The sequence below is a fragment of the Anaerococcus sp. Marseille-P9784 genome (genome assembly GCF_902500265.1).
GTDB lineage: Bacteria > Bacillota > Clostridia > Tissierellales > Peptoniphilaceae > Anaerococcus.
In genome coordinates this window covers 563,128-589,077 of the sequence record NZ_CABVOZ010000001.1, presented here as the reverse complement: position 1 = coordinate 589,077, position 25,950 = coordinate 563,128, and the positions used below count along the sequence as shown (strand labels likewise).

Sequence of the window (25,950 nt, the reverse complement as noted above, 5' to 3'; positions counted from 1 at the left end):
TGTTTATGGGTGCAGCTCAATTTTAGATCCTGCTTTTTTTGTATTCATTATTAAGAATAAGCATAATTTTCAAAGACTTGATTGCCAATTATTTAATATTTGATTTAATAAAACTAAAAAATTAGATAAATAATATCAATTTATAAGCAAAAAAGCTAGTAAAAATTAAAAATTTACTTATTTTGCTTATTTTTTTTAAAAAATAGTTGAACATTGTTCACAAAGGGTGTATTATATATCCGTAACAACAAATGAACAACGTTCATTAATTGAAAGGATATAATATGGCGACTAGAGATATTAGCGATAAGAAAAAAGCAATAATGGATGCAGCTCTTAGAGTTTTCAAAAACAAGGGTCCAGATAAAACATCTGTTAGAGATATTATGAAGGAAGCAGGCTTTGGCCTTGGAACTTTTTACCTATATTACGATGATAAAAACGATTTGAAAGAGAGAATGGTTTTAGAAAAAGCTATGGGAATTATTACCAAGGCTGAAAATATGTGCACCCAAGAAAATCCAGTTGAAAGGTACATATCTTTTTTGGAATATATTATTGATTATTTGATAGCTAATCCTTTTGAATTAGAACTTCTAAGCAAAAATATTACCTGGGCACTTTATGCAGAAATTGAAAATGATCAAAGATTAAAGGAAGCTGATTCTGCTCTTTCATTTATTTTAAATAAGTATGAGAATCTTTTTTCCAAGGGTTATAGCCAATCCCAACAGCTATATATTCTTTCCATTACTTTAGATATAGTGATGTCAACTTGTAAAAGTGCTGTTATGGCTGAGTCTATTTTGACAATTGATGAAATGAAACCAGTTTTATTTGCTGTTATTAGAAAAATATTTAGTAAAACAGGAGATAATTAAATGAAAAAAATAGCAAAATTTATTTCATACCATCCTAGACTTATTTTGCTTATCATGACTATCTTATTGATACCCTCATGGTTTGCCTATAAGAATACTGGTGTAAATTATGATATTTTATCTTATCTACCAACAGATCTTGAATCCACTCAAGGTCAGGAAATTCTCGATAAGGATTTTAAAAATGCCGCCACTGGTATGCTGATCCTAAAAGGAAGCGACCACGATGCTGAAGTTTTGAAAAATGAAATTTTACAAATCGATGGAGTAGAAGATGTTATTAGCAAATCTTCCATTGCTGGAGAAATGTTACCAAAAGATTTTTTGCCAGATGAGATAAGAGATGCTTTTTATGCTGAAGATAGCACGCTTTTGATGGTGAAATTTTCAGAATCTTCATCATCTTTTAAAACTATGCAAGCAATCGATAAGATCAAAAAAATCGAATCAAAAGAAAAGTTTCTAAGCGGTATAAGCGCTTTGGTAAAAGATACCAAGGATTTGATAGATCATGAAACTCCGATTTATGTTGGACTAGCAGTCCTTTTAGCTCTTATAGTTTTAAGTTTGACTAATGAGTCTACCATAATTCCTTTTCTTTTCTTGTTAAATATTGGCTATGCGATTTTATATAACTTTGGTACAAATTTTTTCTTAGGTGAAATTTCTTATATAACCAAAGCTATTGCAGCTGTTTTGCAATTGGCTGTAACAACTGATTATTCGATATTTTTATACCATAGATATGCAGAAAAGAAAAAAACCAACCAGTCAAAAAATGAGGCCATGGCTAAGGCCATAGTAAATACGCTTTCATCAATATTTGCCTCATCACTTACAACTTTTGCAGGATTTTTAGTTTTGCTTTTGATGAGATTAGGACTTGGCAAGGACATTGGACTTGTAATGAGCAAGGGAGTTTTGTTAGGACTTATATCAACTGTTGTAGTTTTGCCAGCTATGATACTTGTAGGGGAAAAGTGGGTTAACAAATTTAACCACAAGGAATTGTTGCCTTCTTTTGAAAAAACTTCAAATTTCACTATGAAATACAAAAAGACCTTGTTTATCATATTCTTAGTATTATTTATTCCAGCTATCTATGGTGCAAATAATACCAAGCTTTACTACAATTTGGATAGGTCTTTGCCAGAAGATTTGGATTCTATTGTAGCCTTAAATAAATTGAAAAAAGACTATAATATGGCCTCAACTCACTTTGTTGTTGTAAAAGATGACCTATCTAAGCAAAGTGTCGATAGTTTAGTTGACGAAATAAAAAAAGTTGACGGAGTAAATAACGTCCTTAGCCTAAATTCTATGACAGGCTTAACTCTTCCAAATGATGTTTTGCCAGATAAGTTAAAGGATAATTTTTACAAAAATGGCTACCAAATGATTATGATAAATTCAAAATATCAAACAGCATCTGACGAAGTTAACAAACAAGTTGGAGAAATTAGAAAAATCGTAAAGGCTCATGATAAAGAAGGTTATCTAACCGGTGAGGCTGTTTTGACCAAAGATTTGACAATTCTTTCAGATAGGGATTTCAAAATGGTAAATATAGCATCAGTTGTGGTTGTATTTTTGATAATTGCCTTTGTATTTAAGTCACTTGCCATTCCGATAATATTAATTGCAGCTATAGAGCTTGCTATATTTATAAATATGGGCATTCCTTTTTACACTGGAAAAACAATTCCTTTTGTAACATCAATTATAATTGGCGTTGTACAATTAGGATCAACCATAGATTATTCAATACTTCTAACCGACAGATTTTTGCACGAATATAAAGTGACAAATGACAAAAACGAGGCCCTTAATAAAGCTATAAAAGAAACTTCCAAATCAATAGTAACATCAGCCCTATCATTTTTTGCTGCAACTATTGGGGTTGGAATTTATTCAAGAATGGAAATTGTATCAACTATATGTTCATTTTTGGCTAGAGGAGCAATTATAAGTATGCTTATAATTATAATCTTCCTACCAGCGATAATAAGCATAACATTTCCATTTATAAAGAAAACAACCAAAGGATTAAATTAGGAGGTAATAATGAAAAATAAATTTGTAAAAGCTCTAGCAGTTCTTAGCATAGGCTCAATTCTAACTTGCAACATTTCTTATGCAGATAGTGTAGTTAAAAAAAACGAAACCATATATGTAACTAAAGAAAACAACAAAATAATAGACAAAACTGCATCAATTTGGCTAAATTCTGATGAAAATATAAAGACAAAAGATAAGTCAAATCTAAAAGAGATCAAAAATCTAAAGACAGATCAAAGTGTAAAAGAAGATGGGGGCTATATTAATTGGAATGAAGATAGCAAGGATATCTACTACCAAGGAAAAATGGAAACAGATCTTCCAGTAGAAGTAAATGTAAAATATTTTCTTGACGGCAAAGAAATTTCCTTTGACCAATTAAAAGATAAAACTGGCAAGCTAAAAGTTGAAATTTCAGCTGTTAACAAGAGCAAAGAAAAGGGCTCAATAAAAGGAAAAAACACCGACATATATTCGCCTTACCTAGTTTTGACAGAAGTAAGCTTTAACTCAGATGAAGTTTCAAATATCAAAACAGACGATGGCAAAATCGTAAAAGATGGAAAAAATGACATTGTAATGGGAGTTCTTGCTCCAGGACTAAAGGAAAATTTTTCGGGTATTTTAGAAGATGACAAATTAGATAAGTTTAAGGATAAATTTGTAATTGAAATGGATATCAAAAATTACAATCCAGCAGAAATTTATGCGATAATTAGCAATGAATTTTTCCAAGATGATTTGAATATGAAATCCATGGATAAATTAAACGATGGCATAGATGAACTTACAAACAATGCTGTAAAATTAGTCGATGCCTCTGACAAATTGGCTGATGGCGCAAACAAACTTGACGATGGAATTGAAACTTTGGCAGATGGAAGCGAAAAACTTTCAGAAGGATCCCAAAAACTAAATAGTTCTTTTGGAGAATTTGCCAAGGCCTTTAAAAATTTACCAGATCAAATAGGACCTATGACAAAAGCCATAGATCAATTATCAGCTGGCGGCAAATCCCTAAACACTGGCGTAAATGAATATACTAAAGCACTTTCTTTAATAAATTCCAATATGGGAAAATTAAACCAAGGCGCAAACAACCTTGCTAGTGGAATAAGTGAACTTGATGATGGAATCGGCCAATTAAATGAGGCTACAAGTATGCTAAAAGAAAAAACTTCCTTTAGCTCATCAGATGACAGTAGCGAAAATTTTGGCAAATCATTAATAAAATTACAAAATGGCCTTGATGAATTTTCTACAAAAATAAGTCCACTTGCAGATTCTGTCAATAAACTTGATTCTTCTATTGGAGCTATTTGTGATTCATCAAAAAATTTAAGCTTAGGCTTAAATAGCCTAAATGAAAAAGCAAAAGCTAGCCCAAATAATGGAAATTCAATAGAAAATATATATGCCAAGGCAAATGCAATAGAAAATGTAATAGAAAACTTACAGGCAAATAACGAAGATGGTTCTCTAACAAATGAAATAGAAAATCTAAAAGCCATAGAAAATTCTTTGCTATCTGAGGCAAATAATTTAAAAAAAGGAGCAGAAAACTCCTCAAATCTATTAGCATCTATCGACCAACTAGCTAAAGGTTCTGAATCTTTAAGCCAAGCAACAACAAAACTAAAAACTGGTTCAGCTGAAATAAATGAAAAATTATCCAAATCCCAAGAAGAAATTTCTCTAGCATCTAAATCTTTAGCCACTGGCATCGGTCAAATAGAAGAAGGATTTTCATCAAGCAACTTGGCAAAATTAAAAGAAGCTCTAGCAAATCTAAACCAAGCAAGCGAAAAATTAAAGAATGGCTCAGAAAGATTAAAATCAGGAAGCCTAGAAAATAAAGCGGGCGTAGAAAAATTAGCAGCTGCAATTAATGAGCTTGACAATAACTCTGATAAGTTAAAAACTGGGTCAGCAGAACTTTCTGATGGTCTAAGTCAATTTCAACAAAGATCAGCTTCCTTGAAATCTTTGGGAGAAATAAACGACAAAGCCATAAATCCGATGGCAAAAGGCATTGGTCAATTAAACGATGGAATTTTGGAACTTAGAAATGGCGCCCTAAAACTAAAAGAAGGCTCAAGTACTTACAAATCAAGTTATCAAGAATTTAACCAAGGATTAAAAAAATACAAATCCCAAGGCATAGACCAACTAAGCAAAAAAACAGAAGACTTAGGAGAAATAAGCGAAATTTTAGATAAAATGGCAAATCTTGCCAAAGAAAATAATTCTCTAAGCGGATCTAGCGATAACTTTGAAAGCAAATCAAGAATTATAGAAAAAATCAAGTAAAAAAATATCCTCCAGGCAAAAGCTTGGAGGATAAATTTATTTGTTTTCTTTATGGTTTAGAGCAAAATACATAATTGCAATTGCTACAAGCATTATAGTCAATGGCGTGTATATCCAATCATTAATATCGTGAACGCCCTCGGTATAAAGAATTGTATAAAATTCTTTTAACAACCATAACATAATTATAACGAAAACAATTCCTAAGAAATGTTTAAAATATTCAGCATAATTATGAAAGAACTTTTTTGTATTATCGTGAATTTTTTCCGTATCAATAGCTGGTTGATTATTATTAGATTCCATATTTTCCTCCAAATATCAGATTTATAAGTCAAATTTAAATTAAACAGATTATAGATAAATATTCAGGTCTCCGTTTTTGTACTTACTTGGATATATTGTTAACATCTAATCCTCCTATTTTTTATAAGAATTAATTTTTATATTATATTTTAATTGGGATCCAGTTAAGTTTTGAATAATAACTTGGTAAGTTTTATTGCTATAAGCGTTAAATTTAAGTATGAGGGCTTTTGTCGAAAATCTTCTATATATTACTTTATCGTCTTCTTTGATAATTATTTGATAAGATGCTTCATCTTTACATTCTAGATTACTTAATTTTACAGAAAATCCATCGTGGTTAACTCCGCTATATGATTTCATATTAAATGTGTAGATCTTATGATCTAGTCCATTAAGCTTTTCATCTCTATCGTTATTTATGGCTTTTAATTGATTTTCTGATATTTCACTAAGTTCCATTTTCTCGTATTCATCTTCATCGATTTCTTTTACTCGATTATCCATATTTACAATAGTTTTTTCTGGCCTTTCTATATAAATGGTTGACTTATCTCTTGCTTTTCCACAATCAGCAAAAGATGTTAGGGAAAATAAGCTTATAAGTACAAATAAGAAGATGCCCGAAAGAGTTTTTTTATAATTTTTCATAACAATAATCCTTTCTTTTGTTGGACTAAGCTTTAAGCTAAAAGAATTTTCGCTATCTTTAAGCTTTAGTAGCTTTAGCATTTGATAGCAGTAATTTTGTCTATTTTTCATGTTATCTCCAAGCCTTTGAATTACAAGCTTATCGCAAAGAATTTCAATATCTTCTTCTATATATTTTGCTACAAGTAAAAGAAAAATATTATGCCAAAAAATAAATATTATTATATTTTTTATGTAAGTAAAGACTATATCAAACTTTTTGATATGAGTAAGTTCGTGGATCATTACATATTTTAACAAGTCATCGTCATCTAAGATTTGATTAGGAATAAGAATCTTTGGCTTAATAATTCCAAAAGTCATAGGTACTTTCACCTGATCATTTGCCAACACTTCTATTTTTCTTTTTAAATTAAAGCTTTTGATTTGATCATTTATTCTAATATCATAGTTAATTAAACTTGTCTCTTTTAGGCTTTTATTTCTAAGATAAATCTTTCTTAGCATAAAAATTACCAACAAACTTGCTATTATGGTAAGATTTAAATCAGATAAGACATTGCCAAATGTAATTTCAAAGGCTCGTAAATATGAATTTGTCAATATAGAAAGTTCAAAAATTTTCTTCATTGGTCCTAATTTATCCAAATCATCAACTTCTATCAAAAGACCATGAGGTAAAATCAAATAGATAAAAAGTATTGACCGTAAAATCATATTAGCCCATTTTATACTCTTTTCATTTAATTTTTTTCTGGAAAGAATTATTAGACCTATTAGAAAAATACTTTTAAGGCTTCTCTGCAAATTATCTGTATTAGAAACTATTATATCCACTATTCTTCCTTAAAATCATCTATTAACTTTTCTAGCTCTTCTATTTCTTCCTTGCTGACATTTTTTTCCTTTAAAAAAGTACGACAAATATTTACAAGAGATCCTTGGAATAATAAATCGATAGCTTCGTTTTGGCTTTTTCTCAAAGCTTCTTTTCTAGAAACAATTGGCTTTAGGGTGTATTTTGGATAGCGCCTGCTAATTGCCTCTTTTTCAAGCAATCTAGTTAGAAAAGTATAGCAAGAAGTTTTTTCTATGTCATATTTTTCTTTCATAATTTTTGCTAGTTCTATCGCTTGAATTTCACCATTTTCATCTAAACAATCTCCATCCCAAAGCTCTTGCATCACTTGTAATTCACCTTTTGAAAATTTCATTTTCTCCTCCTTATATAATTTCCTGCAATCAAAATATATTTGCATATTTATTAATCTCAATTTGAGTATATACTCATTATTTAATTTAGTCAATATTTTTTAAAAAAGAGCAAATTTGACAAAATGCAATAATTGACTAGTTATTTTATGTGGATTTATCTATATATTAATGCTATTTTAGGGTATAATTTAAGTATATGTTATAGGAGGTGAAAAATGGCAGATGATATTTTATTAAAGATCAAAGAAGCTGAAGAGCAAGCGTCTTTAACTGTTAGCGATGCCAAAAGCAAAGCTGGTGATATTATTAAAGATGCCAAGGATAAGGCGAATTTTGAGTACAAAAAAATTATCTCCGATGCCAAAAAAGAAGCATCTTCATTGATTGATCAAGCAAACAAAGCCGCAAAAAGCGAAAGCGAGCCAGTAATTGCTAAGGCTAAGGCGGATACAGAAAAAATTCTAAATACTGAAAAAATCGATACAAAAGCTCTTATCAAAGAACTTACAGAAAGGATAGTCAAAGATGGCAATAGTTAAAATGGATAAGTTTAACTTGCTTAGTTTTGATTCCGATAGAGAAAAACTTTTGGACACTTTGCAAAGTTTTAACTACGTGCATTTTAACGATTTGATTTTGGATGATGACAAATCTTATTTAAGCGAGCTAAAAAACAACGAAAAGCTTGCTAAAATAGATCAGCAAATCAACCAAGTAGATTATGTTATCTCGCTAATTAGAGATTACAACAAGGATTCCAAAGATAAATTGGACAATAAAGTTACTGATCTTTCTTTAGAAGAGCTTAACAAACGTGGTTATAATTTTGGTTTTGACCTAATTTATGACAAGTTAAGAGAATTAGTGTCAAATCGTGAAAAATTAGTAGGAAAAAGAGATAATTTGACAAATACTTACAATGAATTATCTCCATGGAAAGATATATCTTTTGATATAAACGAACTTTACAATTCAAAAAGATTTTTCTTTGAAAGCGGAAGCATTTCAAGCAAATTTTACGATTCCTTACAAAAAGCCCTAGTAGAAAAGGGACTTGATGGATCTTTGGTTTACAAATTAGGCGAAAAAGATAAGGACTATTATGTCATAGCAATCTCTACCAAGGACCTAGAAGAAGAATTTTCTAATATTTTAAGAGATTTTTCTTTTAACAGACAAAAAATAAAGGCAAATAAAGATGTAAAAGCCCAACTATCTGATTTAACAAAAGAAAAAGCTCAAATAAATAAGAAAATTGAAGAAATAGATGAGCAAATCAAGAGTTTTTCTAAATATCTCAATGATTTGGAAATTTACCAAGCTTATGTAAAAAATCTAAGATTAAAAGAAGAATCGACAGAAAATTTCTTGGCTACAAAAAAGATGAATGTCATAGAAGGCTATATTCCAAGCGATAAAAAAGGCGAATTTGACCAAAGGCTAAAGGAAATTTTAAGAGATCATTACATAATAGACTTTAAAGAAGCTAGCAAAGATGATCCGAATGTTCCAATAATACTTAAAAACAACAAGCTAATTGAACCTTACGAAAGCGTTGTCGAAACTTACGCCTTGCCAAAATACAGTGAGCTAGACCCAACGGCAATCATAGCACCTTTTTATACCATATTTACAGGTTTTATGATTGGGGATTTAGGCTATGGACTTTTGGGAGTAATTGGAATACTTCTTGCCTTAAAGCTAAAGCTTATGCCAAAAAACGAAAAAGCCTTGAAACTATTTTTAAGAATTTCCCTATCAGCTTGCTTTTTTGGAATCCTATTCGGTTCAGTTTTTGGTGGAATTATAGATGTGCCTTTTGGCTGGATTGATATAACCAAAGATATAAACGAGCTAATAGTAATGAGTATAGTTATAGGCGGAATAAGTTTATTCTTTGCCCTTGGAGTTAGAGGCTTTATGGCCCTACGTGATGGTCACCCAGATGGCTTTGTATTTGATACTTTAAGCTGGTATATGGCAGTAGGCGGAGCAATTGCCCTTGCTCTTACAAAAAATCCTCTTGCAAAATACGTGATGATTTTAGGAATGGCAATGATTGTTTTATTTGCAGGTAGAGCTATAAAATCATGGCCTGCAAGAATTGCAAGTGGTACCTACGAACTATATGGAATTACATCTTGGATTGGAGATTTTGTATCTTTTCTAAGACTTATGGCTTTGGTTTTATCAGGAGGCTTTGTAGCTTATTCTGTAAACCTAATTGTAAAAATGATGGTGGGTAATGGCCTAGGTGGACTAATTGGAGGAATCATAACATTTGTAGTTTTCCAATTATTTAATATGTTTTTATCATATTTATCAGCCTATGTACATTCACTTAGACTTATATATGTAGAAATGTTTAACAAATTCTACGAAGGTGGCGGAATCAAATTCCGTGAGATGGTTACTGATACAGACTTTATCAATATAAAAAGAAGAGGAGAAAAATAATGAGTCAATTTTTAGTAGAAAATGGTGGAACTATTTTTGGAGTATTAGCAGTTGCCCTAGCAGTATTTTTATCAGGAATGGGATCTGCAAAAGGAGTTGGTATGGCTGGTGAGGCAGCAGCAGCACTAACTGTACAAGAACCAGAAAAATTTGGTAAAGCTTTGGTACTACAACTATTACCAGGTACCCAAGGTCTTTACGGTTTCGTAATCGGATTTTTCATTATGCAAAAAGTAACTAACGGACCAATCGATACACAAACAGGATTTTACCTACTAATGGCAGCACTTCCTGTTGGTATAGTTGGTCTAAGATCAGCTGTTGCTCAAGCAAAAGTTGCCATAGGCGGTATAAACATCCTTGCCAAAAACGAAGACCAATTCGTAAAAGGTATAGTTTTTGCAGTAATGGTTGAGTTATACGCAATTTTAGGCTTTGTAATCTCTCTACTACTAGTGCTAAATGTATAATATTAGGAAAAGATTATGAATAATCTTGAAGTAATATTAGAATCAATTATTAACGAAGGAATTAAAGAAAAAGATCAAATTTTAGATGATGCCAATAATAAGGCTAGAGAGATTTTAGAAAATTCAGAAAATGATGCCAAGGATATAGCCCAAAAAATCCTTGATACTGCCAAAAGAGAAGCCAAGATAATAGGCGAGAATGAAGCAGTATCAACAAAAAGAAAGGCGCGCGATATTGAAATTGCTGCCAAAAACCAAGTTATAGATGAAATTGTCGAAAAACTTATAGAAAATCTTAAAAATATCGACCAAATTTCCTATGTAACTTTTGTGGAAAAAACTTTGGAAAAATTAAATATCGGAGAAGGAGAAATTCTCCTATCAGAAAAACACAAGGATACCTTTAAGAATGATTCTATAAGGGGACTAAAAATATCAGATGAAACTTGTGAAGATGGCTTCGTTGTAAGAAATGGCAAAATCGAATATGATAACAGATTTTCTTCGATAATAAAATACAATATCGACGATATAAGAAAACAAATTTCAGATGAAATTTTCAAATAAGGAGGGATAAATGAAAAGAGATGACTATATAGGTGGATCTATCTCAGCAAGAATCTATGAAAAAAACCTCCTAAGTAAAAATGATCTAGAAAGATTAAATGATTACGATAAGATTGAAGATGTCCTAAATGCCCTAAATGATTCTTCATATAGAGAAAGCATCAAGGACTTACAAAGACCTAGTGATTATGAAAAAATCTTAAATGATGAATTGAAAAATACTTACAAGCTTATAGAAGAAATCCCAAATAGCAAAGATCTTTTGCAATATTTTAGAGAAAAATACAACTTCCACAACCTAAAAGTTATGGCAAAGGAAGTTTTGCAAGATGAAAATTACTCTAATTTATATAGCGAAATTGCAAATATCGACCTTGCCTATATAAAGGAAAATATTCTAAAAGATAAGAAAAATGAAGATGCCTTGGTAAAAGAAACAAGCATTGACTTTAAGGCCAAAGAAGAAAATGTAAGCGAAGATGATCTTTATCTTTCTTATATAAGAGAGGCTTTAGGGAAATTTAGAGAAACTAAAGACCCTAGAGATTTAGATATAATTTTAGATAAAAATTACTATGAGAAACTTCTAGCTGATAGCAAAAATATTGGCCTTGAGGGACTTATCAAATTTACTAAGGAAAAAATTGATCTTACAAATATAAAAATCCTATTGCGCATCAAAGCGCAAAACCAAGAGCTTGATAGATTAGATGAGGCCCTAATAGACGGCGGCAACATCGAAATTTCAACACTAAAAGAGCTTTTTATCCTAGATCTAAATCAAATAATTTTAAAACTTCAAAATTACGACATAGGAAAATACTTAAAAGATTTGGCAAGCAAAGACAAAAGTTTGGACCAATCTATGCTTGATTTGGAAAAAGCCATTGACGATCATCAAATGCAATATTCAAAAAAAGCCAAAGATATGACCTACGGCCCTGAAGTTTTGATAAATTATATAATTAGCAAAGAAACCGAGATAAAAAATCTAAGGATAATTTTAGTATCCAAAGTAAATTCACTATCCAAAGAATTTACCCTAGAAAGGTTGCGTGAAACTTATGCATAGAGTAGCAGTTATAGGAGATAAGGATTCCATACTTGCCTTTAAGGCACTCGGTGTAGAAGTACACACAGTTGTAGATGCAAATGGAGCAAGTGAAATGATAAAAAAACTTGCCAAAGAAGATGTAGGAGTAATATTTATTACAGAAAAATTTGCATCAGAAATCCCATCTACAATCGACAAATACAAAGAGCAAATGACTCCAGCAATAATTCTAATTCCAGATAACAAAGGAAGTCTTGGAATTGGACTTGCTGATATTAATAAGAGCGTTGAAAAGGCTGTTGGAGCCAATATTCTAAATTAAAGGAGCTTAATTTGAAAATAGGTAAAATTACTAAAGTATCAGGACCATTGATAGAAGCTAGCGGCTTATCTGATGCTAACATCTATGATGTGGTTGAGGTATCAAAAGATAAGCTCATCGGCGAAATTATTGAGATGAGAGGAGATGTTGCTAGTATTCAGGTTTATGAAGAAACAACTGGTATAGGCCCTGGAGATCCAGTAACAAGTACAGGCTACCCTCTATCAGTAGAACTTGGCCCTGGTATGCTAGAACATATGTACGATGGTATCCAAAGACCTCTAAAAAAACTAGAAGATCTTGCAGGAGATTTTCTAAAAAGAGGAGTTACAGCAAAACCTCTAGATCGTGATAAAAAATGGGAATTTACCCCAGCAAAAAATATAGGCGATGAGGTAGAAGCTGGAGATATACTTGGTAGCGTTGAAGAAACAAGTGTAATAACTCACAAAATCATGGTACCAATCGGTATAAAAGGCAAAATCAAAGATATAAAAGAAGGCGAATTTACAGTTGACTCTACAATTGCCACAATCCAAACAGAAGATGGCGACAAAGAAGTCAACATGATTCAAAAATGGCCAGTCCGTAAGGCTCGCCCAACAAAAAGAAAACTTGACCCAAATGAACCACTCATAACAGGTCAAAGAGTAATAGATACATTTTTCCCAGTTGCCAAAGGTGGAACATCTGCAATTCCAGGACCATTTGGTTCAGGAAAAACTGTCGTTCAACACCAAATAGCAAAATTTGCCGATGCCGACATAGTAATTTATGTAGGTTGTGGTGAACGTGGCAACGAAATGACCGATGTACTTAACGAATTTCCAGAGCTAATCGATCCAAAAACTGGTCAATCAATAATGAAACGTACAGTTCTTATTGCAAATACATCAAATATGCCAGTAGCAGCTCGTGAAGCAAGTATTTACACGGGAATTACCCTTGGAGAATATTTCCGCGATATGGGCTACAATGTGGCAATGATGGCAGATTCTACCAGCCGTTGGGCAGAGGCTCTTCGTGAAATGAGTTCTCGTCTTGAGGAAATGCCAGGAGATGAAGGATACCCAGCATATCTTGCAAGTAGAATTGCAGATTTTTATGAAAGAAGTGGAAAAGTTGAAGTTTTAGGAAATCGTGATGATAAGGGATCTCTTACAGTTATAGGAGCAGTAAGTCCTCCAGGTGGTGACTTATCAGAGCCAGTAACCCAAGCAACTTTGCGTATAGTAAAAGTTTTCTGGGGTCTTGATTACGATCTTTCTTATCAAAGACACTTCCCAGCAATTAACTGGTTGACATCTTATTCCTTATACCAAGATAAGATGGATAGATATATAGATGAAAATGTAAACGAGAATTTCTCAACTATGAGAAAACGTGCCATGAGCTTACTTGCTCAAGAATCATCCCTCTTAGAAGTAGTAAGACTTGTCGGTCGTGATGCACTTTCTGATGATGATAAGCTTAAACTTGATGTTACCAAGTCTTTAAGAGAAGATTATTTGCAACAAAATGCCTTCCATGATGTAGATACTTATTGTTCACTAAATAAGCAAAATATCATGCTAGATTTAATCTTATACAATTACGATAAATCTCTTGAAGCTTTGACAAATGGCATAGAACTTGAAAAACTAGAAAATCTTCCAGCTAAAGAAAAAATCACCCGTGCAAAATACGTTAGTGAAGAAGAAGTAGGAAGAATTTCTGACATCAAAAAAGATATAGACCAAGAAATTGGCGCACTTTCAAAGGAGGCATAATGTTAAAAGAATATAAAACAGTTACAGAAGTTGTTGGGCCTCTAATGCTTGTAGAAGGCGTTGAAGGTGTAAGCTTTGATGAACTAGTAGATATACAAATGCAAACAGGCGAACGCCGTAGAGGTCGTGTAATAGAAATCGAAGAAGGCCGTGCCATGGTTCAACTTTTTGAAGGTTCAACTGGTATCAACCTTGAAGCTACAAGCGTAAGATTTTTAGGCCGTCCTCTAGAACTTGGCGTAAGCGAAGACATGGTAGGTCGTGCTTTTAACGGACTTGGAGAGCCGATTGATGATGGCCCTGCTATAATTCCAGAAGAAAAAAGAGATGTAAATGGAACAGCCATAAATCCAGTAAGCCGCGATTATCCATCAGAATTTATCCAAACGGGAATTTCTACAATCGATGGACTAAATACCCTAGTTCGTGGACAAAAACTTCCAATATTTTCCGGAAACGGACTTCCACATAACCAAGTAGCAGCACAAATTGCCCGTCAAGCTCGTGTACTAAACGACGATCAAGGTTTCGCTGTAGTTTTTGCAGCTATTGGTATAACCTTTGAGGAAGCACAATTTTTCATGGATGACTTTAGAAAAACTGGAGCCTTGGACCGTTCAGTATTATTTATGAACCTTGCCGATGACCCGGCCATAGAACGTCTTTCAACACCAAAAATGGCCCTAACTGCCGCAGAATATCTAGCTTACGAAAAAGATATGCAAGTTTTGGTAATTATGACAGATATGACCAACTACGCAGAAGCTCTTCGTGAAGTTTCAGCTGCTCGTAAGGAAGTTCCAGGCCGTCGTGGATATCCAGGATATCTTTATACAGACCTTTCTACCATATACGAAAGAGCTGGCAAGCTTCGTGGCAAACCAGGAACAATTACACAAATTCCAATCTTGTCAATGCCAGAAGATGATATCACTCACCCAATACCAGATCTAACAGGCTATATCACAGAAGGACAAATAATCCTAAATCGTGATTTATATAACCAAGGCATAGAACCACCAGTTTCAATCTTGCCATCTCTTTCCCGTCTAAAAGATAAGGGAATAGGAAATGGCAAAACTCGTGAAGACCATGCTGACACAATGAACCAAATTTATTCAGCCTACGCATCAGGAGTAGACGCTAGAGAATTGCAAAAAATTCTAGGAGATTCTGCCCTTTCAGATGCAGATCTAGCTTTTGCAGAATTTGCCAAAGAATTTGAAGAAAAATACATTAATCAAGGATATTACACCAACAGATCTATCGAAGAAACCCTTAATCTTGGTTGGGAATTGCTAAAGATCATTCCAAAATCTGAGCTAAAGAGAATTGACGATAAATTAATAGAAAAATACATGGGTTAGGTGATAAAATGGCTAGACTAAAAGTAACGCCAACAAGGATGAACCTAAACAACTTAAAAAAAAGATTAAGCACCAGCAAGCGTGGCTATAAGCTTTTAAAAGATAAACAAGATGAGCTTATGCGCCAGTTTATGATTCTAATTCGTAAAAACAAAAGCCTAAGAGAAGAAGTGGAAAAAGAACTATCAGATTCTTTTTCTGACTTTCTCATAGCAAGTGCTTTTATGAGTCCAGAATCAATGCAAGCTGCTGTAAGCTTTCCAACCCAAAAAGTTGGCGTTGATATAAGTGTCAAAAATGTCATGAGTGTTAGAATTCCTCAAATGGAGTTTGAAGTGGAAAAAAATGAAAATGCAAGTATGTATCCATATGGTTATGCAGAAACATCCGCAGGCCTTGACCAAGCTATTAGTAAACTAAACTTTGTCATGGAAAAATTACTAAAACTTGCAGAACTTGAAAAAACTACCCAACTTATGGCAGATGAAATCGAATCAACCCGTCGTCGTGTAAACGCTCTTGAATATAGGACAATTCCAGATTTGGAAGAAACTATAAAATATATAAGAGCAAAATTAGAAGAAAACGAAAGAGCTACTATCGCAAGACTAATGAAAGTAAAAGATATCATCTCAGATACCGAAGTTTCAAGAAAGTCAAAAAAGAAAAGTGAAACAAGCGATAGGACCTATATGTGATAAGGAGAAAAAATGGACGTAGGGCCCTATTTTAGCATACAAAGTATTATAACAATAATCTTACTAATGTTTCTAAATTCTCTAATAATAGCAGTCCACACCGGACTTATCTCTCTAAATTCAGAAAAACTTAGAGAATTAGAAGAAGAAGGCAATAGTAAGGCAAAATATCTATTAAAAATAACAAGTGATCAAGATTCCTTAAACCAGGCCTTTGCCATGGTGGATATGGTTTTATCATTTCTTATCGTATCTTATCTAGTAAGAAGAGTAAGAGTTATTGTGGAAAATTCTGACATTTTAAATGGATCATTAAATGCCAGTGGCTATATAATTATAGCAATAATTATTTTTTCAATGATAAGGCTGATTTTTATAGATAAGATTCCCAAAAGATTGGCAGTTAGAAATCCCATGGGCATTGCCATGGCGACAAATTTTCTAATAAGAATAATAATGGCCATAACCTATCCTTTTGTAAAATTTACCAATGCTGTGACAAATTTATTTATGAATATCTTTGGCATCGAAGCAAAGGCTATAGAAAAGGAAGTTACCAGCGAGCAAATCAAATCTATAGTTCAAGTTGGAGAAAATCAAGGAATAATTCGCCCTATGGAATCGAGAATGATCCACTCCATCATGGGCTTTGACGATCTTATAGCAGAAGAGATAATGACTGCACGTACAGATGTCTTTATGATAGATGTAAATGATAGCGAAAAAACTTGGCTTGATGAATTTACTAAGATTAGACATTCAAGAATCCCAGTTTATGAAGATGAAGTCGACAACATTCTTGGAATAATCTACACCAAAGATTATTTACTAGAGGCAACTAGAGTTGGAATCAAAAATGTCCACCTAAGAAGCCTAATAAAACCAGCATATTTTGTGCCAGATAAGATTGAAACGGACAAATTATTTGCCGATATGCAGATAAAGCACATTCACATGGCCATACTAATCGATGAATATGGTGGTTTTGCAGGAGTTGTAACCATTGACGACCTATTAGAAGAAATAGTAGGAGATCTAAATGAGGGAGAAGATTGTGGAGTCGAATTTAGGGAAAATCGCAAGGGAGTTTATGTTGTAAAAGCTTCCATCTCAATTAAAGATCTAAACGAGAAAATACCAATAGAAATTGACGAAGATAACGAAAATTACGATTCTCTTGGTGGCTTTATCATAGATAAGCTAGGCTATATACCAGAAGCTGGCGAAAATGAAAGTCTTGATTACAATGGATATGAAATAAAAATTCTTTATATAGAAGATAATAGGATCAAAGCTTGTAGGATTAGGAAACTAAAAGAGGACAAGTAAGATCAACAAAAGCTCTGATTTAATCAGAGCTTTTTCTATTTTATAAAATCACAAAGATTAACAAAAACTGGCAAGCCGTTTTCATAAGCTATGCTTACTTCTCCTTGGATTAGTGGATAAGTATAGGCTATCATTTTTTCTTCAAGCAAATTTCTATCATCTAGCCATTCTTGAGGGATTTTTCTTTCCTTGTTGGCAATTTCTTCGCTTGCTACAAAAGAGTAATTTATCTTATAATCGTTAGATTCTTCTCTTTTTATTATAGGTAGAAGATTTGTTTTTTCTTTTGAAATACTAGCAGCCCTAAAACCTAATTGGTAGGCCTCAAGAGAATCAGTTTTGCTAATAATACTGTTAGTTCTTTGGCAAATATTTAGCTCGACATTACGAGATTTGATATTAAGTCTATCTCTAACTATATCAGCAAGTCTATTGGCAACTCCTGCTATAACCTTGTGGGAAAAACCATCTGCTGTATTTGAAATGCTTTCTTTTAGAAGAATTTTATCCCTATCCATAAAACCTTCCGCAACAGCAACGATCAAATTGCTTTCTTCTTTCAAGGAAATTTTAATATCATCGAGAACTTCATCTATGGACTTATCATCTTCTGGCAAATACAAGAGATTTACAACTTTTCTATCCCTATTATAATTGGACAATAAAGAAGATCCTGCAAGCCAACCGGCATTTCTTCCCATAATCTCAACAAAAGTTACAGATTTTAGCTGGTAAACATCGACATCAAGACGCATTTGGCTTATAGTTTGGTTGATAAACTTAGCAGCAGAAGCAAAACCAGGAGAATGATCCATTTGGCAAAGGTCGTTGTCTATAGTTTTTGGACAACCAACTATATTAATGCCAGAAATAGAATTTTCCCTCATATAGGAATTTAGCTTAGAAACCGTATCCATGGAATCGTTTCCACCTATGTAAACAAAAGAACTTATATCGTATTCTTCCAAACGGTCAAAAATCTTCTTATAAACTTCATCATTAAAATCATCAGATAATTTAAACCTACAAGAACCCAAAATAGAAGAAGGCCTTGCCATAAGCTTATCTTTGATGTTGTTTTTTATAAATTTATCCTTATCGACACTTACAATTTCGCCTTTGATAAGACCCTCAATACCAAAACGGCTTAAATAAATATTATCAAATTCCTCCAAAATACCAGCATCAATAACCCCGCAAAGGCTTGAATTGATAACGCTAGTAGGACCACCAGATTGAGCAACAATTAAATTCATCTTTCCTCCTAAGAATTTATTAAAAAATCTCACTAATAATATACAAAATTTAGAGATGATTGCAAATAAAATACAAAGATTTTGATTTATTATTGCAAGGGATTTTTTGGAAAAGCTAAAAATCAAATAATCAAAAATCTTTAAACTTATCTTTCCAAAAAATAATTAAAGTAGAGAGGGATAAAAGAATTTTATGCAAGATTTCAATCAATAAATATAAATAAAATAATTCTAATAAAATATTTTACCTTTGAAAAATATTCTGATATAATGTATATAAATAAAACTATATTTTATTAAAATAAAATGTTAAATTTTAATATTATTAACTATTGACATAAAGCTAAAAAAACTTTGGATTTATTAATCCAAAATCACCTTAATTTTTAGATAAATCATAAAGAAGGGAGGTAATAAGACTAGATGAAAAAATTGAATAGAATTCTATCCTTCTTTCTGGCTTTATTTTTTGGGCTAACAAATATTAGTTTAGCTTTTGCTGCAAAAACCGAAAGATCAAGTACGGAAAGTTCACTTTTAACAGCTTACCAAGAAGTTTTTAGCAAAGATAATCTTAGGGGAAATGCGAAAGCTAGAGCAAAACCTTCTGAAAAAATCTACGCAAGAAAAGATTCAACAGAAAATTCTTTAAAATCTCTTAAAGAAAGCAAGGAATTTCCAAAAACAGAAACTCTAAGCATAAGTGATAACGAGAAATTTCAAACCTTAGCTAGAGCAAATCCATCCGATTCAACAATCCCTAAATTTATGGAAACAAAGTTCGTGGTTAAAGTAACATTGCATCACCTAGAGGGCAAAACAACCTTTGATTTTGCTAAAATTTATCCAAGTGGAGCAAAGATTAATGTCGATGGTAAATATTCTGTTCACTATAAGGATCTTGAAAATGGTAGCGCAGTTGTTAAGCCAGGCCAGGGTCAATATAGCAATTCAAAAGATTTTTCAGCAGATAATCTTTCTTTAGATTTTGGTATAGTTTCTCAACTTTATTTTGCAGATGAGGATGATTTTCTACCTGGCCATGAAAATGACGATGCCTATATGGAAGCTTATGTTGATCCTTCATCGACTAAGGTTCTTGAAGATTACGGCAGTAAAGTTATAACTTGGGATGGAGGCTATCCGACAACTACTTTACCAGTTGACATTTACCAAGTGCAAAATACTGAAGTTATATTTAAAACTCAAGATAAAGATGGAAATATTTTACAGACAAACCCGAAAGGGAAATTTACTTATAGCCTAGGAAAAGAGAGTAAATCTGATATTCCAAGTGATTCTTCAAATAAGGACATGATAGAATATTTGGACCCTCATGTAGGAAATTGGGAAAATGATTATAATGGAACCAATACTCCAATTGTAAGTCTTGATGATCCTACTGGCTTTATAGTTGAAGGCGACTTTGCCTACAAAATCATAAATCAGGAGCAAAAAGATAATGACAAGTCAAATCCTTTGGAAGTTACTCTAATTAGAAAACAAAAAGTTATAGTTGGAGGAGACCGTCCAAAAACTACAGATCCTACCACAGGAAATGAAATTGACGATCCTGACTATGTAAAAGTAGATTTTGACAAGGGTGGTGATCATGGAAGTATGGATCCAAATAGAAAAGTTTATTGGGTTTTAAAGGGAATTGACCTAGGTAATAGACTTACTGCTCCAAAAATCACTCCAGAATTTGGATGGAAATTTATTGGTTGGACCAATAATTTCAAAACAGAAAAACAAATCTACAATACTGATACGACCCACACCGCCCAATATGAAATTAATTTATCTGATAAAGATATTATTCCATATATTCCAGAGGACAAAACAAAACCAACCGATCCAAATGATTCTGGCATACCAAAAAAAGATGAAGATGGTAAGGATATAGATAAAAGCAAATACGATATAGTAGCTTTTAAAACTGAGAATCCAGCAAAAGGAACTCTAAGTCATGGGAAAAAGGAAAATCAAGAATATATATCAGTTTTAGTCAAAAATGGCCTTGACCAAAGCAAAAGAACTTTCGCTTTAGTAAAACCACAAGTAAATGAATTAGCAGAAAATAAATTCTGGTATTGGGATAAAAATGGAGTCTTAAAAACAGCAATTGCTGATGATGCGGCTATTACAAATGGCGATATCTACACAGCTCACTTTGCTAAGCATGGCGATACCATAAGTCCAAACACTCCAAATTTCCCAGATAGTTCAAAATTAGTAAAAGTTACTTATGTAGCAGGCGAAGGTGTAAATTTTGCAGTAAATAATGATCAAAAGATTGTGGCAGTAAATAAGGGAACTAGGGAAGAAGATCTTCCAGGAAAACCAGATGCCAAAGCAAAATTCCTCTACAAAGATCCTATAACATGGAGCCCTGTTCCTCAAATCGATAAAGTTGCGGGAATACAGCAAAACACCACGGTTACAGCAAGTGCTGCCAAAAATGTTCCAACAGGACTTTTGATAGAAGATACTGGCAATGGACCACTAAAAATCCTACTTGCTATTGTATTAGCAGGACTTGCCCTCTACAGAATAAGAAAAAACACACAAGTAGATTATGAATAAAAAATCTAAAGAAAAAAAATCTCCCAAAGATCCAGTTGCCAGAGCTTTGCTAAAATTATTAATCAAGATTACAAGTCTTTTGATAATAATTGTAAGCGTATTTAGCTTTATCTTTGGAATTTATAGGGTTGATGACACTTCAATGATTCCAAATATAAGCCCTGGCGATATGATTCTTTATTACAGATTAGAAAATGATTTTATTGTAGGCGAAAGCGTAATCTACACCTACAATAGAGAAAACAAACTTGCAAGAATAGTAGCAAGTCCGGGAGATGAAGTTGATATTGACGAAAATGGTCTAAAAGTAAATGGTTCCTACCAATATGAACCCAAAATTTACAAAGACACACTAGCCTTTACGAATGGGATAAAATTTCCAGTAAAGCTTAAAGACGATGAGTTTTTCCTACTGGCAGATAACAGAGATCAGGCAGTTGATTCCAGACTCTTTGGCCCAGTAAACAAAAAACTTATCCAAGGTAAGATATTTACTCTTCTAAGAAGAAGGGGAATATAATATAAAAAAAAGAAAGGAAAATAATATGAAATCATTAAAAAGTAAAATCGTAGCAAGCGTATTAGCTTTTACCCTAGTTGGTGGAGCATTCGCAATTAATCCAAATGTAGCAGAAGCAGCAAGCAAACCATTAAACATCAAAAAAGTTTTAAACTTACCAGCTGAAGGTGTAACAACACCAGCAGAAACATTCACCTTTACATTTGCTGGTCAAAGTATAGATGGTGATACAGAAAAAGCAGCTGATCTTCCGAAAATTAATCCTGTAACAATAGCATACTCAGATGCAGATAAAGATGATAATAATACTACAAAAGATGGTAAACAACTTATCAAAGAATCAGCTGATGCTCTAACAGCTGTAACGTTTACAGCTGCTGGTCAATATACTTATACTGTAGTAGAAACTAAAGGTAATACAAAAGATATGACCTATTCACAAGCTGAATATTTAGTATCTTTATTTGTTAAAAAAGTTGAAGATAATTACGAAGTAACAGATATCCAAATCAAACAAACAAAAAATGATAAGGGTGAAACAGTTACTAAAGAAAAAACTGAATACCAACCAGGAGACGATACTGATTCTACAAAAGATAAAAACAAATTTGCCTTTGAAAATAATTATGACAAAAAAGATGGTAATGACAACCCTGGCGGTGGAGAAGTAATAACAGAAGACGATAAAAAAGGTTTTGCTCTAAGAAAAACTATCACAGACCAAACTCCAGATACAAATGCAGAATTTACATTTAACCTAACAGTAACAAAACCAGTAGGATCAAACTCTGATACAACAACATTTACATATGTTGTAGCAGATACCAATGGCATTGTTGGTACAGAACAAAGTGGAACTTATGGAGAAGCTTTTGATGTAATTTTAAAACACAATCAAAGAATAGTATTTAAAGAAGTTTTACTAGGATCAAAGGTTGCCTTTGACGAAACAGTTGCTGGTGCATATACAGGCTCTGTAAAATCTGCTACCTTTAATGGAACAGCAGTAACCGATAAAAAAGAAGGCACCATTGGAGATCAAGCAGGTGGAAACTTTGTAGAATACGAAAACAAAACCCAAACCGCAACAGGTTTACTAGTTGACAACCTACCATTTATCGCTCTAGTAGCAGTTGCAGTAGCTGGAATCTTCTTCTTTATGAAAAATAGACAAGACGAGGAAGCTTTAGCATAAGTTTTAAATAAAGTTTTGCTTTATGAACCATAATAAGGAAAATAGCAAAAGAATTTTCCCTAGGAAAAAATCAGAGCCTAAGCCCGGAAATTCCGGATTTAGCTCTGATAAGAAAATAATTCTAACAGATGAACAAAAGAGAAAATTAAAAAAAATTAGATTTGTATCTAGATTTGTGGATTATATAATTTTATTTATTTCCCTATTGTCACTTGTCATAGCAATTTACGCTTTTTGGGATACTCACGAGCTTTTGGAAATTGCCGATAGCCAAAGTTATTCTGCTTATAAGCCGGATAGCGAGGATGATTTAACTTTTTCCGATTTAAAAAAAATCAATTCTGATGTTTTAGGCTGGATAGATGTTTATGGGACAAAAATCGATTATCCCATAGTTCAAGGCAAGGATAATGACGAGTATTTAAACAAAACCGTTCTTGGCAAGTTTTCTACAACAGGTTCGATTTTCCTTGATGCAGCTAATAGCAAAGATTTTTCCGATTTCCAAAATGTTCTTTATGGACATTTTATGGCAGAGCGAAAGATGTTTGGAGATTTGGAACTTTTTAAGGACAAGGAATTTTTTGACAGTCATAAATACGGCAAGATCCACAGATATGGAAAAACTAGCAAGGGAATTGAGTTTTTTGCTTTCCTAAAGACGGTTGGGACGGATAAAATTATCTTATCAACGGCAAAAAGCAAAGATGTTAGGTCAGATTTAATTGATCATATTTATAAAGAAGCGACTTTTTCAAGAAAGCTTGATTTTTCAGACCATGAAAATCTAGTAGTCCTTGACACTTGTGATTTTTCTATTACTAATGGCAGGTCAATTCTTATAGGAAGACTTACCGACAATATAGAAGAAAATATCTACAAGGAAGAAATTCAAAAAGAAAATCAATTTGCAAAACTTCTTTCCAAAGCTTACAAAGTTAATTTTTTACTAATTCTAATTTTAATATGGCTTTTGTTGGTCGCGCTTTTCATAATTTACGATGCAATTAGCCAAAGAAAGAAAAGAGGGGAGGCTAAATAAAATGTACAATAAAATATTAAAAAAAACGAAGACATTTTTGGGCCTTTACTTATCTTTGACCTTTCTCTTTGTGTTATTTCTTTTTTCACCAAAGGCCTATGCCCAAACCGAATCTCTTAGCATTAATATTAGGCAAAATATAAGTATAAATTCGCCATATGCTAAACCAAAAGAAAGCTTTTTCTATGTAATGGAAGCAGCAAGCAAAGATGCTCCACTGCCGGAAAAAGCTACTAAGTCTTATAAGTTTAAGCTTAAAGGCGATAGTGAAAAAAACTTAGATATAAAATTCCATAATCCAGGTGAATACGAATACAAAATCTATCAAGAAGATCCAAAGATGGCAAATGTCAAATACGACAAAGAAGTCTACAAGCTTTATGTAAAAGTTATAAAATCTAACGGAGCTTTAAAAAAAGATGGAGTTTTGATAAGAAATTCTTCTGATAAAAAAATTGAAAATATAAGTTTTGAAAATATTTACAATATCAAGGAAGAAAAAGAAGAGAAAACAACTACAAAAAAACATTTAGTTCAAGTTATTCCAGGAAATGAAGTTGTGGAAAAAAATGGGCAAGTTAGAGTAAATAAAGTAAGCAAAAGAAATGTAAAAACGGGTGTAGAAGAATATATTCTTCCCCTAGCATTGATAGTCTTTATTTTAAGCTTGTTATTGATACTTACACGAAAGAGAAAAAAACTAATAAAATAATAATTAAGTGGTGCAGGAAAAATTCAGCATCACTTTTTTGTTGGGAATTTTTAGGTTGTTGAGATTTTTTATTTTAGGATAAGAAAATGAGATCCCTCGACTACGCTCGGGATGCCAGGAGTTGGGTGTAAGCCTGGGATGTGCTGGGGGTTATTCAAAAATACGGAACATGCGAAAAATGCTAAGCAAAGCTCTGGCATCTTGAGCGGAAAATATCGACAGATGTTTTAAGTCGAAAGATCTCAAAATTATAGCTTTAATATAAAAACCAAGAGATGATTCGACTTACTAGGTTCGCTCAAGGTGCCAGAAATCTTGTGGACTTTAAGTTTTCAATTTTTACCTACAAAACAAATCTGTCCAAATAATAGGCGATTCCATCTTCATCGTTTGACAAAGTTATATAATCTGCTATTTCTTTTAAATCGTCAACTGCATTTGCCATGGCAACACCCACTCCTGCGCTTTCTATCATGGTCAAATCGTTTAATTCATCGCCAAAAGCTATGATATCTTCCCTTTTGATTTGATAAAATTTGGCGATTTCTAAAAGACTTGCTCCTTTTGATAAGCCTTTGGGCATTACTTCGTAATTATAGGGATGGCTTCTAACTTGGCTTGTGATTTCTCCATAATTTTCTTCCAAAAATGGGTAATATTTATCAACTTTTTCTGGCTCTCCTGCAAAAAGAATTTTATTTATCTTAAAAGAAAGATTTTCTCTTACATCTGGAATTATTTTGCTTTGAAGTTTTAAAAGTCTAAGCTCGTGGTCTAAATATTTATGGTTTTTATCAGAAATGAGTATATCTCCATGGGGAAGGACGATTTCCAGGTCGATTTTTAAGCTTTCTTTTAGGATTTTTCTTGCAAGATCCATATCCAAGAAATGATCGGCTATAATTTCTCCGCTGGCAAAATCTGTTATGGTTGAGCCGTTGTTGCTTGATAATAGGCCGTGAAATTTGTCAAATTCTAATTCTTTTGCCAAAGCTTTTAGACCAGGAGCTGGTCTTCCTGATACTATTACGATTTTGTTGCCAATTTTTGCTGCCTTTATCAAGGTATCTTTGGTTTTTTTGCTTATTTGATTTTTGCTATTTATTAGTGTCCCGTCGACATCTACTGCTATTAATTTCATTATCTTCTCCAAACTTTCTTTTCCATATTTATTTTACCCTAAAG

Annotated in this window: 23 protein-coding genes; 18 read left to right on the top strand and 5 right to left on the bottom strand. The window is 32.7% G+C overall.

Features of this window, described 5'->3' with window-relative positions; translation table 11 throughout:
- The first annotated feature begins 284 nt into the window (after positions 1-284).
- From GAN53_RS02750 to GAN53_RS02740, 3 genes are read left to right on the top strand one after another with little or no spacing between them, the layout of a single operon-like run.
- On the top strand, positions 285-881 hold the full coding sequence (locus GAN53_RS02750) for a TetR/AcrR family transcriptional regulator (protein WP_151409468.1): 597 nt from the start codon (positions 285-287) through the stop codon (positions 879-881).
- Positions 882-2,936, top strand: a complete 2,055-nt coding sequence (locus GAN53_RS02745) for an efflux RND transporter permease subunit (RefSeq protein WP_151409467.1) — start codon at positions 882-884, stop codon at positions 2,934-2,936. It abuts the gene before it with no gap.
- A 9-nt stretch (positions 2,937-2,945) separates the two neighbouring features.
- Positions 2,946-5,249, top strand: coding sequence for a hypothetical protein (locus tag GAN53_RS02740; RefSeq protein ID WP_151409466.1), 2,304 nt, complete (start codon positions 2,946-2,948; stop codon positions 5,247-5,249).
- Between the two features lie 36 nt (positions 5,250-5,285).
- Here GAN53_RS02740 and GAN53_RS02735 read toward each other — a convergent pair whose 3' ends face one another.
- The 3 genes from GAN53_RS02735 to GAN53_RS02725 all read right to left on the bottom strand — a co-directional run bounded on the left by GAN53_RS02735 (position 5,286) and on the right by GAN53_RS02725 (position 7,420).
- The gene (locus GAN53_RS02735) at positions 5,286-5,555 is read right to left on the bottom strand and encodes a hypothetical protein (RefSeq protein WP_151409465.1); all 270 of its coding nucleotides are present in this window, start codon (positions 5,553-5,555) and stop codon (positions 5,286-5,288) included.
- A 114-nt stretch (positions 5,556-5,669) separates the two neighbouring features.
- On the bottom strand, positions 5,670-7,043 hold the full coding sequence (locus tag GAN53_RS02730; RefSeq protein WP_151409464.1) for a M56 family metallopeptidase: 1,374 nt from the start codon (positions 7,041-7,043) through the stop codon (positions 5,670-5,672).
- The gene (locus tag GAN53_RS02725; protein WP_151409463.1) at positions 7,043-7,420 is read right to left on the bottom strand and encodes a BlaI/MecI/CopY family transcriptional regulator; all 378 of its coding nucleotides are present in this window, start codon (positions 7,418-7,420) and stop codon (positions 7,043-7,045) included. The genes GAN53_RS02730 and GAN53_RS02725 overlap by 1 nt, the downstream gene beginning before the upstream one ends.
- Before the next feature lie 216 nt (positions 7,421-7,636).
- On the opposite strand from GAN53_RS02725, the gene GAN53_RS02720 reads away from it, so the two are divergent.
- The 10 genes from GAN53_RS02720 to GAN53_RS02675 are packed head-to-tail and all read left to right on the top strand — an operon-like array spanning position 7,637 to position 17,454.
- Positions 7,637-7,960, top strand: a complete 324-nt coding sequence (locus GAN53_RS02720; RefSeq protein WP_151409462.1) for an ATP synthase F0 subunit B — start codon at positions 7,637-7,639, stop codon at positions 7,958-7,960.
- Positions 7,947-9,878 carry a V-type ATP synthase subunit I gene (locus tag GAN53_RS02715; RefSeq protein ID WP_151409461.1) on the top strand — a complete coding sequence of 644 codons (1,932 nt, stop codon included), beginning with the start codon at positions 7,947-7,949 and terminating at the stop codon, positions 9,876-9,878. The genes GAN53_RS02720 and GAN53_RS02715 overlap by 14 nt, the downstream gene beginning before the upstream one ends.
- Positions 9,878-10,348: a V-type ATP synthase subunit K gene (locus GAN53_RS02710; protein ID WP_151409460.1), complete on the top strand. Its 471-nt coding sequence runs from the start codon at positions 9,878-9,880 to the stop codon at positions 10,346-10,348. Before GAN53_RS02715 ends, GAN53_RS02710 begins: the two co-directional genes overlap by 1 nt.
- Positions 10,349-10,363: 15 nt before the next feature.
- The gene (locus GAN53_RS02705) at positions 10,364-10,915 is read left to right on the top strand and encodes a V-type ATP synthase subunit E (protein ID WP_151409459.1); all 552 of its coding nucleotides are present in this window, start codon (positions 10,364-10,366) and stop codon (positions 10,913-10,915) included.
- A 10-nt stretch (positions 10,916-10,925) separates the two neighbouring features.
- On the top strand, positions 10,926-11,987 hold the full coding sequence (locus tag GAN53_RS02700; RefSeq protein WP_151409458.1) for a V-type ATPase subunit: 1,062 nt from the start codon (positions 10,926-10,928) through the stop codon (positions 11,985-11,987).
- Positions 11,980-12,291 carry a V-type ATP synthase subunit F gene (locus GAN53_RS02695; RefSeq protein ID WP_099321779.1) on the top strand — a complete coding sequence of 104 codons (312 nt, stop codon included), beginning with the start codon at positions 11,980-11,982 and terminating at the stop codon, positions 12,289-12,291. Before GAN53_RS02700 ends, GAN53_RS02695 begins: the two co-directional genes overlap by 8 nt.
- Positions 12,292-12,302: 11 nt before the next feature.
- Complete coding sequence (locus tag GAN53_RS02690) at positions 12,303-14,060, top strand: V-type ATP synthase subunit A (RefSeq protein ID WP_151409457.1); 1,758 nt, start codon at positions 12,303-12,305, stop codon at positions 14,058-14,060.
- The gene (locus GAN53_RS02685) at positions 14,060-15,427 is read left to right on the top strand and encodes a V-type ATP synthase subunit B (protein ID WP_151409456.1); all 1,368 of its coding nucleotides are present in this window, start codon (positions 14,060-14,062) and stop codon (positions 15,425-15,427) included. Before GAN53_RS02690 ends, GAN53_RS02685 begins: the two co-directional genes overlap by 1 nt.
- An 8-nt stretch (positions 15,428-15,435) precedes the next feature.
- Positions 15,436-16,125: a V-type ATP synthase subunit D gene (locus GAN53_RS02680; protein ID WP_099321536.1), complete on the top strand. Its 690-nt coding sequence runs from the start codon at positions 15,436-15,438 to the stop codon at positions 16,123-16,125.
- 12 nt (positions 16,126-16,137) lie between these two features.
- Positions 16,138-17,454 (top strand): hemolysin family protein, encoded by a 1,317-nt coding sequence (locus GAN53_RS02675; RefSeq protein ID WP_151409455.1) that lies wholly within the window; start codon positions 16,138-16,140, stop codon positions 17,452-17,454.
- A gap of 35 nt (positions 17,455-17,489) precedes the next feature.
- Here the strand turns inward: GAN53_RS02675 and GAN53_RS02670 are convergent, their stop codons facing one another.
- The gene (locus GAN53_RS02670; protein ID WP_151409454.1) at positions 17,490-18,710 is read right to left on the bottom strand and encodes a diphosphate--fructose-6-phosphate 1-phosphotransferase; all 1,221 of its coding nucleotides are present in this window, start codon (positions 18,708-18,710) and stop codon (positions 17,490-17,492) included.
- 423 nt (positions 18,711-19,133) lie between these two features.
- Between GAN53_RS02670 and GAN53_RS02665 the strand changes: the two genes are divergently transcribed.
- The 5 genes from GAN53_RS02665 to GAN53_RS02645 are packed head-to-tail and all read left to right on the top strand — an operon-like array spanning position 19,134 to position 24,765.
- Positions 19,134-21,296 carry a hypothetical protein gene (locus GAN53_RS02665; protein WP_151409453.1) on the top strand — a complete coding sequence of 721 codons (2,163 nt, stop codon included), beginning with the start codon at positions 19,134-19,136 and terminating at the stop codon, positions 21,294-21,296.
- Positions 21,289-21,816: a signal peptidase I gene (gene lepB / locus GAN53_RS02660; RefSeq protein ID WP_151409452.1), complete on the top strand. Its 528-nt coding sequence runs from the start codon at positions 21,289-21,291 to the stop codon at positions 21,814-21,816. Before GAN53_RS02665 ends, lepB begins: the two co-directional genes overlap by 8 nt.
- A 25-nt stretch (positions 21,817-21,841) precedes the next feature.
- A complete protein-coding gene (locus tag GAN53_RS02655; protein ID WP_151409451.1) occupies positions 21,842-23,011 on the top strand; it encodes a Spy0128 family protein in 1,170 nt (389 codons plus the stop codon).
- 22 nt (positions 23,012-23,033) lie between these two features.
- Positions 23,034-24,053 carry a class B sortase gene (gene srtB / locus GAN53_RS02650; protein ID WP_151409450.1) on the top strand — a complete coding sequence of 340 codons (1,020 nt, stop codon included), beginning with the start codon at positions 23,034-23,036 and terminating at the stop codon, positions 24,051-24,053.
- A 1-nt stretch (position 24,054) separates the two neighbouring features.
- Positions 24,055-24,765 (top strand): Spy0128 family protein, encoded by a 711-nt coding sequence (locus GAN53_RS02645; RefSeq protein ID WP_192574075.1) that lies wholly within the window; start codon positions 24,055-24,057, stop codon positions 24,763-24,765.
- 343 nt (positions 24,766-25,108) lie between these two features.
- Here GAN53_RS02645 and GAN53_RS02640 read toward each other — a convergent pair whose 3' ends face one another.
- Complete coding sequence (locus tag GAN53_RS02640) at positions 25,109-25,906, bottom strand: Cof-type HAD-IIB family hydrolase (RefSeq protein ID WP_151409448.1); 798 nt, start codon at positions 25,904-25,906, stop codon at positions 25,109-25,111.
- Positions 25,907-25,950 lie beyond the last annotated feature (44 nt).

Bases quoted from the DNA above. Each gene is read 5' to 3' on its own strand.
- GAN53_RS02750 (WP_151409468.1), top strand. From the start codon at position 285: ATGGCGACTAGAGATATTAGCGATAAGAAAAAAGCAATAATGGATGCA.
- GAN53_RS02745 (WP_151409467.1), top strand. From the start codon at position 882: ATGAAAAAAATAGCAAAATTTATTTCATACCATCCTAGACTTATTTTG.
- GAN53_RS02740 (WP_151409466.1), top strand. From the start codon at position 2,946: ATGAAAAATAAATTTGTAAAAGCTCTAGCAGTTCTTAGCATAGGCTCA.
- GAN53_RS02735 (WP_151409465.1), bottom strand. From the start codon at position 5,555: ATGGAATCTAATAATAATCAACCAGCTATTGATACGGAAAAAATTCAC.
- GAN53_RS02725 (WP_151409463.1), bottom strand. From the start codon at position 7,420: ATGAAATTTTCAAAAGGTGAATTACAAGTGATGCAAGAGCTTTGGGAT.
- GAN53_RS02720 (WP_151409462.1), top strand. From the start codon at position 7,637: ATGGCAGATGATATTTTATTAAAGATCAAAGAAGCTGAAGAGCAAGCG.
- GAN53_RS02715 (WP_151409461.1), top strand. From the start codon at position 7,947: ATGGCAATAGTTAAAATGGATAAGTTTAACTTGCTTAGTTTTGATTCC.
- GAN53_RS02710 (WP_151409460.1), top strand. From the start codon at position 9,878: ATGAGTCAATTTTTAGTAGAAAATGGTGGAACTATTTTTGGAGTATTA.
- GAN53_RS02705 (WP_151409459.1), top strand. From the start codon at position 10,364: ATGAATAATCTTGAAGTAATATTAGAATCAATTATTAACGAAGGAATT.
- GAN53_RS02700 (WP_151409458.1), top strand. From the start codon at position 10,926: ATGAAAAGAGATGACTATATAGGTGGATCTATCTCAGCAAGAATCTAT.
- GAN53_RS02695 (WP_099321779.1), top strand. From the start codon at position 11,980: ATGCATAGAGTAGCAGTTATAGGAGATAAGGATTCCATACTTGCCTTT.
- GAN53_RS02685 (WP_151409456.1), top strand. From the start codon at position 14,060: ATGTTAAAAGAATATAAAACAGTTACAGAAGTTGTTGGGCCTCTAATG.
- GAN53_RS02680 (WP_099321536.1), top strand. From the start codon at position 15,436: ATGGCTAGACTAAAAGTAACGCCAACAAGGATGAACCTAAACAACTTA.
- GAN53_RS02675 (WP_151409455.1), top strand. From the start codon at position 16,138: ATGGACGTAGGGCCCTATTTTAGCATACAAAGTATTATAACAATAATC.
- GAN53_RS02670 (WP_151409454.1), bottom strand. From the start codon at position 18,710: ATGAATTTAATTGTTGCTCAATCTGGTGGTCCTACTAGCGTTATCAAT.
- GAN53_RS02665 (WP_151409453.1), top strand. From the start codon at position 19,134: ATGAAAAAATTGAATAGAATTCTATCCTTCTTTCTGGCTTTATTTTTT.
- lepB (WP_151409452.1), top strand. From the start codon at position 21,289: ATGAATAAAAAATCTAAAGAAAAAAAATCTCCCAAAGATCCAGTTGCC.
- GAN53_RS02655 (WP_151409451.1), top strand. From the start codon at position 21,842: ATGAAATCATTAAAAAGTAAAATCGTAGCAAGCGTATTAGCTTTTACC.
- srtB (WP_151409450.1), top strand. From the start codon at position 23,034: ATGAACCATAATAAGGAAAATAGCAAAAGAATTTTCCCTAGGAAAAAA.
- GAN53_RS02645 (WP_192574075.1), top strand. From the start codon at position 24,055: ATGTACAATAAAATATTAAAAAAAACGAAGACATTTTTGGGCCTTTAC.
- GAN53_RS02640 (WP_151409448.1), bottom strand. From the start codon at position 25,906: ATGAAATTAATAGCAGTAGATGTCGACGGGACACTAATAAATAGCAAA.